Below are 14615 nucleotides of genomic sequence, written 5' to 3' on the forward strand. Positions count from 1 at the left end.
GAGCGCGTCAGCCAAGGTCCCAGGCCTCTTACGCGCAGGAAGGAGCGGGCATCGGAATAACCCGAGAATCGGAGTAATACCAGTACGTGGATGCGGGATCACTGTGCCCGAGAACAGCCGACAGCAGTGGTATTCGGGCATCGACGTCGGCGTGCTGTTGGTGCCAGTCGACCAGTTGGCGAACCGCGAAGGTATGACGGAGGTCGTGAATCCGGGGCCGGGGTCGTTGTCCGCGCCCGGTCAGCCCGGCCCTGTCGATCAGTGCGGGAAACGTCGCGTGTATCGAGTCTTTGTTCATCCGAGTGCCTCGGATCGAAACGAATACCGACGGTGACACGGGTTGCGGGAAGCAACGGTCGACACCCTCGAAATAGTGTTGCAGGGCACGAAAGGTCTTCTCGTGCAAAGGTATATTTCGGCCTCCTCGCTTGGCGTGCCGGACAATGAGCAGTAATCGCTTCTTGTCCAGGTCGTCGCGGTTGAGCGCGAGAGCTTCTCCCAGTCGTAGGCCGGTGACCGAAAGCAACCCGATGAACGTCTCGTAGGTCGCGGCACGCAGCGGCGGGTTCAGGGCCCGGGCGGCCGCCATTAGCGCCGCGATGTCGGCGGCGGAGTACAAGTACGGCGCAACCCGCTGCTGCCGTGCCGGTAGCAGGTCCCGTGGCGGCACCTCGGTGTCCGGATCGATGGTGCGCAGGTACTCGGCGAAGCCGCGCACGATCCCCAGCCGTTGACGCCACCAGATCGGCCCGGCGTTCACCGGCTGGATTGCCCATGCGACGGCCAGTTCGGTGCTGACATGTTCAGCGCCGTTGTGGTGCAGGTAGCCGACGAAGTCCGGCAACAACGATCCGGCATCGACGAGCGCGAAGCCCACACCGCGACGCATGGCGAGATAGGAGTCGACCGCGGCGGCAACGTCGGTCATAGCGCACCCGGCCAGGGGCGCGCCAACTCGCTCGTGAGCGCAGGGTCGACGGTGGCATAGGACGCAGTGACCGCGACGGTGCGGTGCCGCATGACCTGGGCGATCTCGGGCCAGGACGCGCCGTTGCGCACCGGCTGGGTCGCGGTGCCGTGCCGGAGCCGATCCGCACTCATCGCGGGTAGCCCCACGCGGCGGGACACGCGTGCCACCACGTCACCCACACCGTCGGGGCTCATCGCGCCCTCTGGCGCTCTCACCTGAACGAACAACGCACGGCAGCCCGGCGGGACCCGACGATGACCATCGTGCAGGTACCGCACGATTGCGTCACCGACGTCGATGGGGATCGGGAGAAGCTCGTGGCGGTTGCCTTTTCCTCGGATCGTGATTTCACCACGCCGCCAGTCGATGTCATCGACCCTCAACCCGGCCACTTCAGCACGGCGCAGTCCCAGCCGCCAGAGAACCGTCAAGATCGCACAGTCGCGTAACCCGACGTCGCGGCTGCAGTCGCAGCCCCCGAGCAGGCGTGCGAAATCGGATTCGTCGAGTTCACATGGCACGGTGCGACGGTGTCCGGCGAGCTTCGGCAATGCCGCGGCAAGCGGTTGGGCGGTGACGCCAACGGCGTGGAGGAACCGCAGAAACGAGGCCAACGCACTCACCGTCTTCTTCGTCCACCCGATGCTCGAGCGTGTGGATATCGCCACAATATGGGCGGTGACCTCGGCTGCCGATAGCTCCTCCAACCGGAGATCTCGTTTCCTGCAGAAGACTTCGGCGACACGGAGGTTGACCGATATCGAACTCGTGACAAGACCACGTTCGGTGACCAGATATCTGCGATACCGCTCGAGAATCTGTGTGACCGGATCCGACTGCGATGAGACCTGCGGCGACACAACGCCGATCTCGCGCAGATATGCGATCGGAACCGAAAAGTTCGCCACTGCCACCAATGTCGTTCGCCCCGCCGCCCGTCGGTCCGCGACCATCCGATCCACGCACGCGTCATCGAGATCGCCGGCGGCCAGACGATGCTCGCGTAACCATCGATCCAGTGCTGCGAGCTGCCGCAACCTCCAACGAACCGAGTCCGGTGCGTAGCCCCTGCGTTCGAGCTTCTTCCCAAACCCCTCTGCATACAAAGAAAGTGGACCAGAATCGGTTACCGACTGTCGCTTCTTCATCTCGGCCTCCTCTGAACGAAGAATCTGTACAGAGTAAGCATCAATCGGCTACGTGATTATGCCGAACGATTCGCCCCCGGCAGTCCTCCGACCAGCACGAACCCGCCCATTCGGGTTCGGGCTCGGCATAATCACACACTCGGTATAATCCGAGAACGGATTGTCGTTCGAGACCCGCGGCCGCGAGTGAGACCGGGTGATCCCGAGGTTGGTCAGCAGCGCCGACACCGGGCCGGAGGTCATGGACGTGCCGCGGTCGGCGTGCACGGTATGCGGGACAGCGCCGTTACGAGCGATGGCCTCGTCGATGAAGTCCTTCGCAAGATCAGCGCTTTCGCCAGGCGCAACGAATTAGGCCGGGTTGTACCTCGAGTAGATGTCGATCAACACGTACAGGTGATACCAGACCCCTTTGCCGGGGCCGCGGAGCTTGGTGATGTCCCAGGTCCACACCTGCGACGGCCCGTCGGCGAGGAGTTCGGGTTTGACCTTCGCCGAATGGGTCGCCAACCGGCGCCGTTCCCGACTCTGACCTGCGGCGGCGGCGATGCGGTACATACTCGACATCGAGCACCGGTAGTTCCCCTCATCGAGTTCGCGGGCCCAGATCTGGCAGATCGCGAGGTCCGCGTACTGGGCGCTGTTGATGACGGTGAGCACCTGGGCTCGCTCCGCGGCGGTCAGCGCCTGACCGTTGTCCGGCACCGCCCGGGGCTTCTTGGGGCCCAGGATCGGTGGTTGCTGATGCCGGTAGTGGGTGGCGCGTGCTCGGCCGAGCAGCTGGCAGGAGCGGCGGATCGGGATCGATGCCTCCCGAAGCTCGGTGAACGTGCCGCTCAGGGCTTCGTCGACGATGGCGGTGTGCCCGTGTTCTCGGAGATGGACTCCAAGAACACATGAAGTTTTCCCATGATCTCCAGCGCCGCCTCCGCCTGCGTCAGCTGCTTGGCCAGGCGTGCGTTCTCCCGGCGCGTGGCCGCCTCCCCGTCGGTGTGGGATCGGGATTGTGTCTTGCCGGCCGCCTTCGCGTTGCGGGTCAGGGTCCATTCCCGGAGCTGGGACTGATGCAAGCCCTCCCGGCGCAGGACCGCCGACTTCTCTCCGTGTGCGGCCTTGTTGTACTCGTCGATGATCTTGTTGCGGTACTCCGCGGTGAAGGTCCGGCGGGTCGGCTTCGGGGCCGGATCCACCGGCTCACCGTCCGGGATCGTAGAGGTAGGGCTGCTCACAGGTGATGCTCCATTCAAGCCCTCATTGAGTGATCTCGGGTCAGGCCGAGTGTCTCATCACAGCCTGACAGAGAGGGGCCCGTGGAAGGTGGTTGCCATACACGGAACGGGCGCCGGGCGTAAGCCCGCCCCTACCGCTATTGGCTACAGGGGCTTGGGGGTCTGTCCCAATAAACTGGAAGGGGTGTCATGATGACGCACGCGGTCCACCAGCAATTGCGGGGTGAAAATAATGACGCCTATGAGGTAGATGGCTCGCTTTTTGAGGTGTAGTTTGCGACGAATCGGACCCGGTCGCTGCGGCAGGCGCGGTTGATGTACACGGTGGGCGTGTCGTCCTCGTCGAGGTTCAGGCCGTCGCGCATCAGTATTGGTGCGCCTGCTGGGATTTCGAGTAGTTCCGCCACGCGTGGTGATGCCGCCGCGGCGGCGAACGATCGCCAGGCGGCTTTCAATCGCACCCCGTAGACGTTGCGCCAGACCGTGTACAGGGAGACGCCATCGCCCAGGTGGCGGTCGATCCCGGCAAACCGGCGGTCGTCCATCCACACGGAGTTCGCGAACCAGGGTTCGCCGTCGACCTCGAGCACGGTGTCGATCCGCCTTAAGCGGCGTTCGGGCAGATACTCCTCGGCCTGCGGTGCGCTGCCGCGGAGCACGATCTTGCTCGCTACGAGCGACTCGGTCAGCGTGCGACCGACGGCGGCGAAGGCATCAGTGAGCCCGTCCGGACCGCTGATGTAGCTGGCCGCGAGTTCGATGGGAAAGTGCTGGGGCGGCGGGGCAACGAACGTACCCGACCCCTGCCGCGTTACCAGCCGACCGGCCCGGGTCAGTTCCCCGATAGCCTGCCGCACTGTGAGCCGGTTGACCCGGAGTTCGGCGGCCAGGTCGGTCTCGGGCGGCAGTCGGTCACCCGGTCCCAGCACTCCGCTGTCGAGTCGCTGCAACAGGATGTCCTGGACCTGGCGGTAGAGCGGCACCCGGGCTGCGGACGTTTTGCTCGGCATGCAGTAAGTCTAGAGGACCATCAACGAGGCGCGGAGTGCAAGCGTGCTTCATCACCGCTGTTCAAAAGGCATTCACTCGTCGGACACGAAGGGACGTGGTTTAGGCTACTTGTCTAGATGAATATTCGAGTACCAACTTCGGATACATCTTGGAAAGGCCCGCCCGTGAGAATCAACCCGACACTGAGCCGCACACTGGCCGCCGCCGTGTGTGCGGTCACCGTGTGCGGCGCCGCCGCCTGCGGTGACTCCTCTCTGCCCAGGAAAGCGCGCCCGCCGTGCTGAAAGTCGGGCTGCCGCCCGCGGAGGCCAACGCCAACCTGCAGGCGAAGTTCGAACCGATCACCTCGCTGATCGCCGCGGGCACGGGCAAGGCCGTGGAGGTGAAGCCGACAAGTGACTACCTATCGATCGTCGAGGCCATGCGGTCCGGACTCATCGACGTCGCCGCATTCAGCCCCTTCCCGACGCCCCTCGCCGAGGCCGTCGCCGGTGTCGAACCGCTCGTGGTCGCGAAGGGCGCCGCCTACAGTTCGGTGTTCGTGTGCCGCACAGACAGCGGCATCGACTCGATCGACGAACTCCGCGGACGCAAGATCGCGTTCGTCGACGCCGGATCGACCAGCGGCAACTACATCCCCAAGCTCCTACTCAAGCGCGCCGGGCTCGACCCGGAGACCGACATCGAGGGCAGCTATGCCGGCGGTCACGACACGGCCGAACTGGCCGTCAAATAGGGTTCGGTTGATTGCGCCGCGGACGCGCGGTCGTCCTATCAGACGATGGTGGACAAGGGTGTGATCGACGGCGCCGAACAGACAATCGTCGCCGAATCCGACCCCATTCCGGTCTCCCTGGTGATCATTGCGCGCAAGGACCTCGACCCCGCACTGGAGCAGGGCATCGTGGATGCGTTCGTCAAAGGCGATAACGCCGCAGCACTCGGCGTGGTCGGTGCGACAAGCTTCGAGCAGGCGCAGGACAGCGATTTCGCGATCTTCCGCGACGCCGCAACCGAACTCGGTGTGGATCTCGAGGAGCTGTCGCGCAAATGACGACGTCCTCACGAGTTGAAACTGCGCGCGTGGAAGCCGACGCGGTGAGCTACCGATACCCCGACGGCACCCCGGCGTTGCACGAGGTGTCGGTGCGAGTGGCGCCCGGCGAGATCGTCGCGGTCCTCGGTCGTAGTGGGGCCGGGAAGTCGACGCTCATGCGCTGCCTCGCCGGCCTCGATGCGCCGACGTCGGGGCGCGTACTGCACGACGGAGTCGACCGCAGCGGACTACGAGGACGCGCCAAGCGTCGCGCGCACGCGCGAGTGGGATTGGTGTTCCAGGAGTTCCAGCTCGTCGAGCGGGCGACGGTGCTATCAAACGCACTGATCGGGCGACTTGCGTACCAGCCGCTGCTGCCGAGCCTGGTGCATTTCGTCCGGCGCAGTGACCGGGAGATCGCTGTCGAGTCCGTCCGCCGGCTCGGTCTCGAAGAGCAACTCCGCAAGCGTGCCGACGCGCTGTCGGGTGGGCAGCGTCAGCGGGTCGCGATCGCCCGCGCGCTCGCGCAGCAGCCCGACATGCTCCTGGCCGACGAGCCCGTCGCCAACCTCGATCCCGTCCTCGCGCGCGGGGTCGTCGACGACATCGTGCGCCTCGCCCGCGACGAGGGCCTCACCGCTGTACTGAATCTGCACGATGTCGAGTTGGCGCGACACGTCGCGGACCGGCTCGTCGGCTTGCGGGCCGGACGCCTCGTCTTCGACCGTCCCACCGCGTCGGTGCGCGCGGACGATCTCGATCAGCTCTACGCCGATCCCGAGCGTGCGCTGGCGGGGGTGCAGTGATGGCCCTCGAAACCGAACGCCCCCAGGCGCCGCCCGTGTCGATGTCCGACCTCGCGGCACTGCGACGGCCGTCATGGCAGACCGGCGCCGGAATTCTGGCGGTCGCCGTGATGATCCTCGGGTCGGCGCACGCAACGGAATTCTCGCTGCCCGCACTGGCCGACGGACTACCCAACATCGCCGACTTCGTCGGACGCATGTTCCCCCCCGACCTCTCCATCCTTCCCGCCGCTGTATCGCTGATGGGCGAAACCCTTGCCATCGCGGTCATCGGGACCGCCGTCGGGGTCCTCCTGGCGCTGCCGTGGGCGTTGCTCGCGGCCCGTTCGGTTTTCGGTCAGGCATGGCTCCATCACGCGGCGCGGTCCTCGATCAACGTCACTCGGGCCGTCCCGGAACTAATGTGGGCGCTGCTGTTCGTCTCTGCGGTCGGGCTGGGCCCACTCGCGGGCACCCTGGCGATCATCATCGGATCCGCCGCCGGGATGGCACGCCTGTTCGCCGACATCTTCGAAACCACGGACATGCGCGCGTGGGAAGCGGCCGCCGCAGCCGGTGCCACCCGTTCCCAGCGCATCAGCTGGGTACTGCTGCCGCAGTCCGTGCCGACCGTCGCCAGCTACACCCTCCTCGTGCTCGACGGGAACGTGCGCGCCGCCTCGCTCCTCGGCATCGTCGGCGCAGGCGGCATCGGCATGGAACTCACCCAGCAACTCCGGCTCTTCGAATACGGCAACGTCCTCACCATCGTCCTGGTCGTCCTGGTCGTCCTGGTCGTCCTGGTCGTCCTGGTCGTCCTGGTCGTCCTGGTCGTCCTGGTGGTCGTGGTGACCCTCGACCGCGCTGCGTCCTATCTCAGAAAGAGGCTCAAATGACAGTGACCGATATCGACGTCCTGCCCAACCTGCGTGACCTCGGCGGCCTCCCCGCCGCCGGCGGGCGGAGCACGCGTGCGGGGGTGCTCTACCGCAGCGCACTTCCTGCGCCGGGCGACGCACGCCCCACCGCGGTCGACAACTGGCCGGCCCGCACCGTCGTCGACCTGCGCAGCCCACGCGAGTTCGCCACCCGCGCACACCCGCTGCAGTCCGACGCCACCGTGCACCTGATCTCCCTCCTGAGTGACGCCGAAGTCGCCGCTCCTAGCCAGGGAGCCCGGCTCACCGACATCTACCAGGGCATCCTCACCAACGCGGGCAAAAAACTCGCGGGTGTCCTGCAGATCGCAGCCACCGCACCCGGACCGGTGCTGCTGCACTGCGCAGCGGGGAAGGACCGCACAGGCGTCGCGATCGCCTTGCTGTTGCGCACGGCCGGCGTCGAGCCCGACCACATCGTCGCCGACTACCTCTCGACCAACGAGCACATGAGCGCCGTCCTTGCCCGGATCACCCGGTTTGCCCCCGAACTCGGCCAGACCCACCCCAACGACCGCGATCTCCGAGGCGCCATCCCAGAGGCTATCGAGGGTATTCTGACTCAGTGGGACGCTCACCCCGGTGGCGTGCACGAGTGGGTGCGCTCGCTCGGCGCCACCGACGAGACGATCCGGCTCTGGATCGAGCGCTTCACCGAGTGACCGTCGAAATGTCGGGCAGTCCACTCGGCCCCGGCATCGGTACCCGAGAGACTCACCTGTTGACGGCCCCCACCTGCTGACGGCGACAACCGCGCGCTCGGTCGCGTCCGGCGCAAACCCGACGCGGGAGGGTCATCCCGTCGCGTAGCTTGAAACAAGCAAACAACTGACGCGGATTCGGCAATCCGAGAATCACAGGTGCGGGACGATATCCTCGGGGTAGTCAGCGAGGTGCGGCTGGTGTTCTACTCGACGATCCCTGGATCGGTGTAGGCGATAAATGACGTCGATCCCTACGCTACCCACCGCGGCGTGGCCGGGACGGTGGTCGCGGAATTGGCGGCGGATGGTTTCGTTGATGCCCGGGAGATCGGGCGTGGTGGGTTCGGGGTGGTCTATCGATGTCCGTTTCTACGCGAGCAGCGTGCCGCGGGTCGATTGACCGGCCATCCCAATGTTGTCAACATCCCGCAGGTCGGAAGAACAAAGCATGACCGGCCCTATATCGTCATGCCCTTCTACGTTCACGACTCTCTCGATGCGCGCATCCGGCGCAGCGGCCCGCTGACGCTCGAGGAAACATTGCGCGTCGGAATCAAGATCGGCGGGGCACTCCACGCCGCACATCAGCTCGGTATCCTCCATCGTGACGTCAAACCGGCCAACATCTTGCTCACCGACTACGGTGAGCCCGCGCTAACAGACTTCGGTATTGCACATGTCTCGGGAGGATTCGAAACCACCACCGGAGTCGTGACGGGATCACCGGTCTTCACTGCACCCGAGGTCATCGCTGGCGGCGCACCAAGCCCGGCCGCCGATGTCTACGGTGTGGGCGCGACCTTGTTCGCCGCCGTCACCGGGCACGCCGCCTTCGAGCGCCCTAGCGGTGAGGAACTGGTTGCTTAGCTTAGTTCATTCGGATCACCACCGAACCGACACCGAACCCGCGAGAGCACGGCATCGCCGACGATGTCAGCGCCGTGATTGAGGGCGCGATGGCAGCGGACCCTGCCAGTCGTCCATCCGTGGAGGAACTGGCAAGCCAGCTCCGGCACGTGCGAACTATGCATGGGTTCGCCGGCGACGACCTGGTTGCGCGCGCCGAATTTGAAGAGGCCAACGAGACCGCCTCCCCCTACGCGCCAGCGCCGCACGGATCCGACGACCGGCCACGTACGGTCCATTCGGGCCGAACGGGGGCACTCCCGCTGGAACTGACCAACTTCATCGACCGTCGCGAGGAGTCGGTGGAGGTCAAGAATCTGCTGTCGACGGTCCGCATGGTGACCTTGACCGGTATGGGTGGCGTAGGAAAGACCCGCCTGGCGCTGCGGGTTGCCGACCAGGCGCGGCTCAGCTTCGCGGACGGAGTGTTTCTGGTCGAGCTAGGTGAGCTGCGTGACGACTCACTGGTCGTGACCATGGTCGCGGAGACGCTGGGATTGCGTGACCGATCCGCGAGGCAGCTCCTGGAGGTCCTCGAGGATTTCCTCGTCGCCCGTGAGGTAGTGCTCGTATTAGACAACTGCGAACGGGCACATCGATCGAGGCCGGTGTCCGGGCTGCGAAGCAGCTGTGCGACCGCGGGTTCGACCACCACCGCCGCAAAAGTCGGTGGCACAGTAACATCGGGATGGCCCGCGGCGCAGGCGGCGTCGGCATCGACGTGGATGGCATTCGTGGTGGACACCGAGTGTGGGCGAACTCGCGGATCTTCTCCCTACCAACGGCCGGGGCGGTGACACCTCATGAGGTCAGAGCTGCTGCTCAGATCTCTGTGCCAGTACTGGCGGTATCACAAAGTCTGCGAACCATGCGGTCGTGCTGCCGGGGTACATCTCAGGCAGGGTCACCAAGCTGAAATTGTTCGACATGAACCAGCGAATGATTCGGTCGTCGTCCAAGTCTGCCCTTAGGTCGCCGCGTTCTCTCGCCTGTCTGAGGATGGGCTCCCAGTACTGATGCTGGGTTGCGAACAGGTCTTCATCGTTCGAGATCAAGAACCTGGTCACCTGCTCTCTGTCCGTGCGTAGTGCCATTGACAGGAACTCGGTACCTTTGATTAGCTCTGCGCCCGAGACCAGCGCTGCGAGCATGATGTCGGCAGATCCACCGTCCAGGGAGATTGTCGCTCGGCGTTGCGCGTTCACGGCGCGGACCTCACGGAGAATCACCTCCTTGACGAGATCGTGCTTTCTGCTGAAGTACCGATATACGTTCGGGCGGGCCATGCCCACTCGGGTGGCGATGGTGTCCATGCGCGTCGGCCCGATCCCGGAAGTAAGGAATTCCGCCCGTGCTGCGTCGACAATGCGATCCCGGGCTTTCACCCCCATGACAATAGTCCATCCATGGAATGTCTACCTATAGACATAAACGCTCCTATGTGTCTACGCTCACATTACAAAATTCTATTTTGTCATAGGAGGCACGGATGGACACACGCTGGAAACTGGGCGACTTCGGAACACGGCCCGCGGTAGGAGCGTTCGAGACCGATCCCGACGAGATGGACCTGCTGGCCGAGAAGCACGGCCTCGGCGTCCAGAAGTCGTGGTTGTACGGCTTCTTCCGTGACGAGGACGGACTGACCTACTGCCTGGAGCGCAACTTCGTCGGCTCACTTACCTCCGGCCTGTTCGTGATGACCCAGAACGGCAGTGCCGAAAACGAATTGGATGTCCACCCAGATTCGGGTCGAAGCGCGCGCGGCGAACTACGGCGCGTGCTTGAAGGCAAGACACGACGGTGGCACGATCCAGTTTTCCAGAAGCTCCCGAAGGGATGCTTTCCCGAGGGTGAACAGCCGATGGATCTCGAGTTCAGCCAGAACCGACTGACCTACAGCGAGGGTGACATCGTCGAGATGGAAGGGGAGTCGGCCGGCCTAGGTATGCAGTTCTTCATCCCGTCTCTCGACCGGCCCCTGCTGTACACGAGCACCTGTTTCTGGATGACGGGCCTGTTCCAGGGCAAGCGAGTTTCCGGTCCGATCTGGTTCGACAATTCCTTCTGGAAGCACGGCGTCGAGTGGAAGGAATACGGGTACTTCTTGGACGACCAGATCATGTGGAACGTGTTCTGCAACAAGTTCGACGACGGTTCCTACGAGTGGGGACACTTGGTCTCCGGCCGTAACGGTTTTTCCCCGGGCGTCGTGATCCAGAGCACCGGCGACGTGCAGCTCACGTCGGACACCGACGCGTGGTTCGATCTCGACGAGGATCGGTGGCCGATCGAGGCGACGTTCCAAGTAGGCGATGCCACCTACCGCACAGACGCACCGAAAACCGGTCGGATGACTCAGTTCTCGGAGTCACGCTGGGCAGGCTACAGGGCGCAACTGGGCCGCACACGCCGTGATGGCGACGACCGCGCACTGGTCGACGGCCTCACCTGGAACGAGGGCTTCCCCGTCGAGCGTGTCGGACCCGACGGCAAGCCCAACTGAGCTATACCAGCTGAAAGCGGCGCCCCCTGATTTCGCCGAGGTTCCGGGGGCACTGTTCCACACTGCATCGCAAGCCGGAAGTTCACGAATGCGCAGGTCAGCCGCCGAAATGGTCTGGACTCGACGAACTCGATTCCATCTGATTTGTCTCGCCAATGCTCACAATCTCTAGCGTTCAGCCATACACCAGGAGTGAGATGTCATCCCTCGAAGCAGGCGGTCCCGGTCCCGGATCGGGAAATCAGACGCACGTGCTCACGCCCGCGACACCGTCACTGTTCGACCCCGTGCACGTCACCTCAGAACCGGACCGATTCTGGACACTCGCCAATACAGGTGAGGTCACACCCGGCATCCTCGCGGCTCTCGACTGGAGCATTTGGGACAATTTCGAACTCGCTACCCGGCGCGCCTGGTGCGACCTCGGAATTATGAGTTCGAAAGATGTCTACCTTCCCGACGATCCGAATCTTCGGCAGACCTCACCATTCTACGGCCGCCACGCGCTCAACGTGGACTACGTACGGACGTTCATGGGGTCGGTTCCCGGAGCGTCACCGAACGACTTCGAGCGAGACATTTGCGGAACGGTACGAAGCGGGATGCCCGACGAGAAGGGTAGCAATCGACGCGTGCCGGCGATGCTTGCCAAGCTGCCCAGGGCTTACCGTCAGACGAATCGGGAACTCCAACAGCTCCACGACGACACACTCGCCTGGTGGCAGACCGACGTGCTGCACGGCGATGGTTCCGGCGATCCCCTCTCCGACCTTCGCGCCGCCGGGCAACGCTTTTACGAGACAATGAACGTCCATATCCGTGTGCGGACCTTTCTGCAGGGCGTGCAGGGCGCCCTGGTCGGTGTCGCAGAGAAGTCCGGGCGGCCAGAGCTCGCGCTCACCTTGTTCGCCGGTTTCGGTGACGTCTCCGAATCTGCTTTGGCCGAGGACATCTGGTCTCTCGGGTCGGGTCGTATCGACCTCGGCACCTTCATCGCGCGGCACGGGTTCTACGGGCCGAACGAAGGAATGGTCTGGACATCGTCGTGGCGAGAAGACCCGGGTCCACTTCACTCGCTGGTGCGGTCCGTCACCGCGCGCACAGACCACGGTGCCACTCGAAGCCAAGCCGCGATGGACGCGCGGAAGGAGGCAGAGGCTGAGCTGGTGGCCGGCATGTCAGGCCCTCAACGCAGACTGACGCGTTTCTTGTTCACACAAGCGGCTACTCAGGTCCGAAATCTCGAGCTCGGCAAGGCCGCCTATCACATCGCGTTGGACGGTTGCCGCGCCGCGGCCCGGCGCGTCGGCAATCAGTTCGAGCAGACCAGGGTGCTCTCCGACTCCGAAGACGTCTTCTTCCTCACCATCGAGGAACTCGCCGATCCGCCAGAGAACGTACGGGAACTCGTTTCGTTTCGTCGACAACGACGTAGGGAATACGAGGCAGTCGAGATCCCCATGACCTTCTACGGCGTACCCGATCCGATCCAAGCCACGTTGGACACAACGGCCATCCGCGAGCTGACAGGCATCGCAGCGAGTAACGGCATCGCGGAGGGTAGGGCCCGACTGGTGTCGACGGAGGAGGACGACCTGTTCGAGGATGGCGACATCCTGGTTTGTTACAGCACCAACCCGAGTTGGACGCCGCTTTTCACTTTAGTGGACGCTGTAGTGATCGACATCGGGAGCACCGCAAGCCACGGCGCGATCGTTGCACGAGAACTAGGTATTCCTTGTGTTATCAACACCGGCAACGGCTCTCGAGTGATTCAGGACGGCGATCGGATCCGCGTCGACGGTACGAACGGAACTGTCACTATCCTCAGTCGTCCGTAGAATCACGTATTCTCCACCGAAGCCGACCTCCTCGGACTGCGGTGGGAATCGTCGGCAACGATGCGTGCGAAGGCATTTCGCCGCTGTGTCACGCCTCACGTGCTATCGACCTCGCAGCCGCGGTCGCGCTTCCTGGAAGTGGTCTACTCGTTGACGAATAGCGCGTCCGCAGTCGGCGAACCTGGCCTCGGAACGAAAATGGGTTGCTCGCGACTCGGGGTCGAGCCTGCCTTTATAGGCAGTGGTGCAAGCGAATCGATCGATTCTGGATTCGACGCTGACCTATCACGAGCAGGGAACCGAGTGGGTGCCGTGCCTCTTGCCGGCCTGAATGGCTGCTGTGTATCCGCCTGTCGGCGAGATCTTCTCGTCGCACGGAGGATAGCCGAAAGCCTTGAGACAACCATGTGTTGTATGTATCGTCACGGTCGATACACAAACTACTCTCGTGTATCGCCACGAGTAGGCCACGTTCCACTCGGGTGGCAGTCCTTCCTTCAACAGCGGAGTCTTCATGTCCAACAGCCTCGTTCCAGAGTTTGCAGAGTTCGACTTCCATACGGTGGTGGGCCCGTTCCGCCCTAGGGTTGCCAACATGCAACCCACCTCGACCTATCACGGTCTGGGCATGCAGGTGCAATACACCTACGCATACCTCGGCGACGACCAGGGCAATTCCTACGTGGTCGAGCGCAAGTACATGGGTTCGATGACCGGCGGCCTCTATCTGATGTGCAACGAACTCGGCACCCTCGGTCTGCGGCCCGAGACCAGCCTCAGTGCCCGTGGTGAGCTGCGCCGCACGAGCACACCGGAGATGCGTCGTTGGGCCGATCCTGTCATTCAACGGATCGGAGAGGGTCTGGCTCCCGCTGACGAGCGACCGCTCTTGGTGGAAATTACCGACACGTCGGTGTTGTGGGACGAGGGTGACCTGCTGCACCTCGAGGGCACGCCGGGTGCTCTCGGAGTCCAGGGATACGCCCCTATGCCGAACGACCCGTGGTTTTACTCTTCCTATCCCAACCGTGTGAGCGGAACAGTTCTCGGGCGACCGTGCCGCGGAATCATGGTCGTCGAAACCGGCTATTGGAAACATGGTGTTGAGCCCAAGGAAGCGGAATTCTACCAGAAACTCGAGCGGAGCTTCAACGCCTTCGGCAACTTGCTCGACGACGGAACCATGCAGTGGGGCTACTTGGTGCGCGGCGACCGCGGACTCTGCGTTGCAGCGGTGGTCGAGGATCTCGATGGCGTCGGCAAGGTTGTGCTCGCGAACAACGAACTCGACTGTCGCTACCGCGTGGAGGAATCGGGGCAAATCCACTATGCCGATCAGGAGTCGGCCGGCCAGGTCTGGGAATATCGCAGTGACAAGACCGGCCACATGGATGCGTTCGAGGCGTCTCGATGGGCGGGGTACGGTTCGATGGCTGGGATCACGACCCGTCGGGGAGATGACCGCAAGGTCGAGTTCGGTTACGGATGGTTCGAATACTTCCGTGACCGCATCCCCGCCGAGCAGCGAATCTCCTGAGAGC

12 protein-coding genes and 4 pseudogenes are annotated in these 14615 nt (G+C 63.8%); 8 read left to right on the forward strand and 8 right to left on the reverse strand.

The genetic code is table 11. The annotated features are described in order from the left end of the window. Window positions 1-28 precede the first annotated feature (28 nt). The 6 genes and pseudogenes from JVH1_RS42675 to JVH1_RS42700 form a co-directional block, all read right to left on the reverse strand. The gene (locus tag JVH1_RS42675; protein WP_371113182.1) at window positions 29-928 is read right to left on the reverse strand and encodes a tyrosine-type recombinase/integrase; all 900 of its coding nucleotides are present in this window, start codon (window positions 926-928) and stop codon (window positions 29-31) included. Beyond that, the gene (locus JVH1_RS42680; protein WP_157173999.1) at window positions 925-1593 is read right to left on the reverse strand and encodes a tyrosine-type recombinase/integrase; all 669 of its coding nucleotides are present in this window, start codon (window positions 1591-1593) and stop codon (window positions 925-927) included. Before JVH1_RS42680 ends, JVH1_RS42675 begins: the two co-directional genes overlap by 4 nt. Window positions 1594-2166: 573 nt before the next feature. Then, window positions 2167-2442 (reverse strand): annotated as a pseudogene (locus JVH1_RS42685) (hypothetical protein); the annotation flags it as partial. A gap of 27 nt (window positions 2443-2469) precedes the next feature. Beyond that, the gene (locus JVH1_RS42690; protein ID WP_009475979.1) at window positions 2470-2823 is read right to left on the reverse strand and encodes an IS3 family transposase; all 354 of its coding nucleotides are present in this window, start codon (window positions 2821-2823) and stop codon (window positions 2470-2472) included. Between the two features lie 131 nt (window positions 2824-2954). Beyond that, window positions 2955-3347 (reverse strand): hypothetical protein, encoded by a 393-nt coding sequence (locus JVH1_RS42695; RefSeq protein WP_043779738.1) that lies wholly within the window; start codon window positions 3345-3347, stop codon window positions 2955-2957. Between the two features lie 239 nt (window positions 3348-3586). After that, a complete protein-coding gene (locus JVH1_RS42700; RefSeq protein WP_051033695.1) occupies window positions 3587-4357 on the reverse strand; it encodes a GntR family transcriptional regulator in 771 nt (256 codons plus the stop codon). A 278-nt stretch (window positions 4358-4635) separates the two neighbouring features. On the opposite strand from JVH1_RS42700, the pseudogene JVH1_RS42705 reads away from it, so the two are divergent. The 5 genes and pseudogenes from JVH1_RS42705 to JVH1_RS42725 all read left to right on the forward strand — a co-directional run. After that, a pseudogene (locus JVH1_RS42705) lies at window positions 4636-5412 on the forward strand (phosphate/phosphite/phosphonate ABC transporter substrate-binding protein). Between the two features lie 29 nt (window positions 5413-5441). Continuing rightward, the gene (gene phnC, locus JVH1_RS42710) at window positions 5442-6200 is read left to right on the forward strand and encodes a phosphonate ABC transporter ATP-binding protein (protein WP_157174000.1); all 759 of its coding nucleotides are present in this window, start codon (window positions 5442-5444) and stop codon (window positions 6198-6200) included. Further along, entirely contained in the window at window positions 6200-7075 is an 876-nt protein-coding gene (phnE, locus tag JVH1_RS42715) for a phosphonate ABC transporter, permease protein PhnE (protein WP_009760409.1), read from the forward strand. The genes phnC and phnE overlap by 1 nt, the downstream gene beginning before the upstream one ends. After that, entirely contained in the window at window positions 7072-7779 is a 708-nt protein-coding gene (locus JVH1_RS42720) for a tyrosine-protein phosphatase (protein ID WP_009760410.1), read from the forward strand. The genes phnE and JVH1_RS42720 overlap by 4 nt, the downstream gene beginning before the upstream one ends. A 276-nt stretch (window positions 7780-8055) precedes the next feature. Further along, window positions 8056-9317 (forward strand): annotated as a pseudogene (locus tag JVH1_RS42725) (protein kinase); the annotation flags it as partial. 83 nt (window positions 9318-9400) lie between these two features. On the opposite strand, the pseudogene JVH1_RS42730 reads toward JVH1_RS42725, so the two are convergent. Together JVH1_RS42730 and JVH1_RS42735 are read right to left on the reverse strand one after the other, a co-directional pair. Next, window positions 9401-9472, reverse strand: a pseudogene (locus JVH1_RS42730) (hypothetical protein); the annotation flags it as partial. A 64-nt stretch (window positions 9473-9536) separates the two neighbouring features. Further along, window positions 9537-10118: a TetR/AcrR family transcriptional regulator gene (locus tag JVH1_RS42735; RefSeq protein ID WP_051033698.1), complete on the reverse strand. Its 582-nt coding sequence runs from the start codon at window positions 10116-10118 to the stop codon at window positions 9537-9539. A 98-nt stretch (window positions 10119-10216) separates the two neighbouring features. On the opposite strand from JVH1_RS42735, the gene JVH1_RS42740 reads away from it, so the two are divergent. The 3 genes from JVH1_RS42740 to JVH1_RS42750 all read left to right on the forward strand — a co-directional run bounded on the left by JVH1_RS42740 (window position 10217) and on the right by JVH1_RS42750 (window position 14611). Continuing rightward, window positions 10217-11233: a hypothetical protein gene (locus JVH1_RS42740; protein WP_009760414.1), complete on the forward strand. Its 1017-nt coding sequence runs from the start codon at window positions 10217-10219 to the stop codon at window positions 11231-11233. 251 nt (window positions 11234-11484) lie between these two features. Then, complete coding sequence (locus JVH1_RS42745; RefSeq protein ID WP_043779765.1) at window positions 11485-13074, forward strand: PEP-utilizing enzyme; 1590 nt, start codon at window positions 11485-11487, stop codon at window positions 13072-13074. 514 nt (window positions 13075-13588) lie between these two features. Then, complete coding sequence (locus JVH1_RS42750) at window positions 13589-14611, forward strand: hypothetical protein (RefSeq protein ID WP_157174001.1); 1023 nt, start codon at window positions 13589-13591, stop codon at window positions 14609-14611. The last annotated feature ends 4 nt before the right edge of the window (window positions 14612-14615 follow it).

Source organism: Rhodococcus sp. JVH1 (genome assembly GCF_000280725.2).
In the GTDB taxonomy this organism is placed as follows: domain Bacteria; phylum Actinomycetota; class Actinomycetes; order Mycobacteriales; family Mycobacteriaceae; genus Rhodococcus_F; species Rhodococcus_F jostii_A.

Coding starts and splice junctions, on each gene's coding strand:
- JVH1_RS42675 (WP_371113182.1), bottom strand. CDS start 928: ATGACCGACGTTGCCGCCGCGGTCGACTCCTATCTCGCCATGCGTCGC.
- JVH1_RS42700 (WP_051033695.1), bottom strand. CDS start 4,357: ATGCCGAGCAAAACGTCCGCAGCCCGGGTGCCGCTCTACCGCCAGGTC.
- phnE (WP_009760409.1), top strand. CDS start 6,200: ATGGCCCTCGAAACCGAACGCCCCCAGGCGCCGCCCGTGTCGATGTCC.
- JVH1_RS42720 (WP_009760410.1), top strand. CDS start 7,072: ATGACAGTGACCGATATCGACGTCCTGCCCAACCTGCGTGACCTCGGC.
- JVH1_RS42735 (WP_051033698.1), bottom strand. CDS start 10,118: ATGGGGGTGAAAGCCCGGGATCGCATTGTCGACGCAGCACGGGCGGAA.
- JVH1_RS42740 (WP_009760414.1), top strand. CDS start 10,217: ATGGACACACGCTGGAAACTGGGCGACTTCGGAACACGGCCCGCGGTA.
- JVH1_RS42750 (WP_157174001.1), top strand. CDS start 13,589: ATGTCCAACAGCCTCGTTCCAGAGTTTGCAGAGTTCGACTTCCATACG.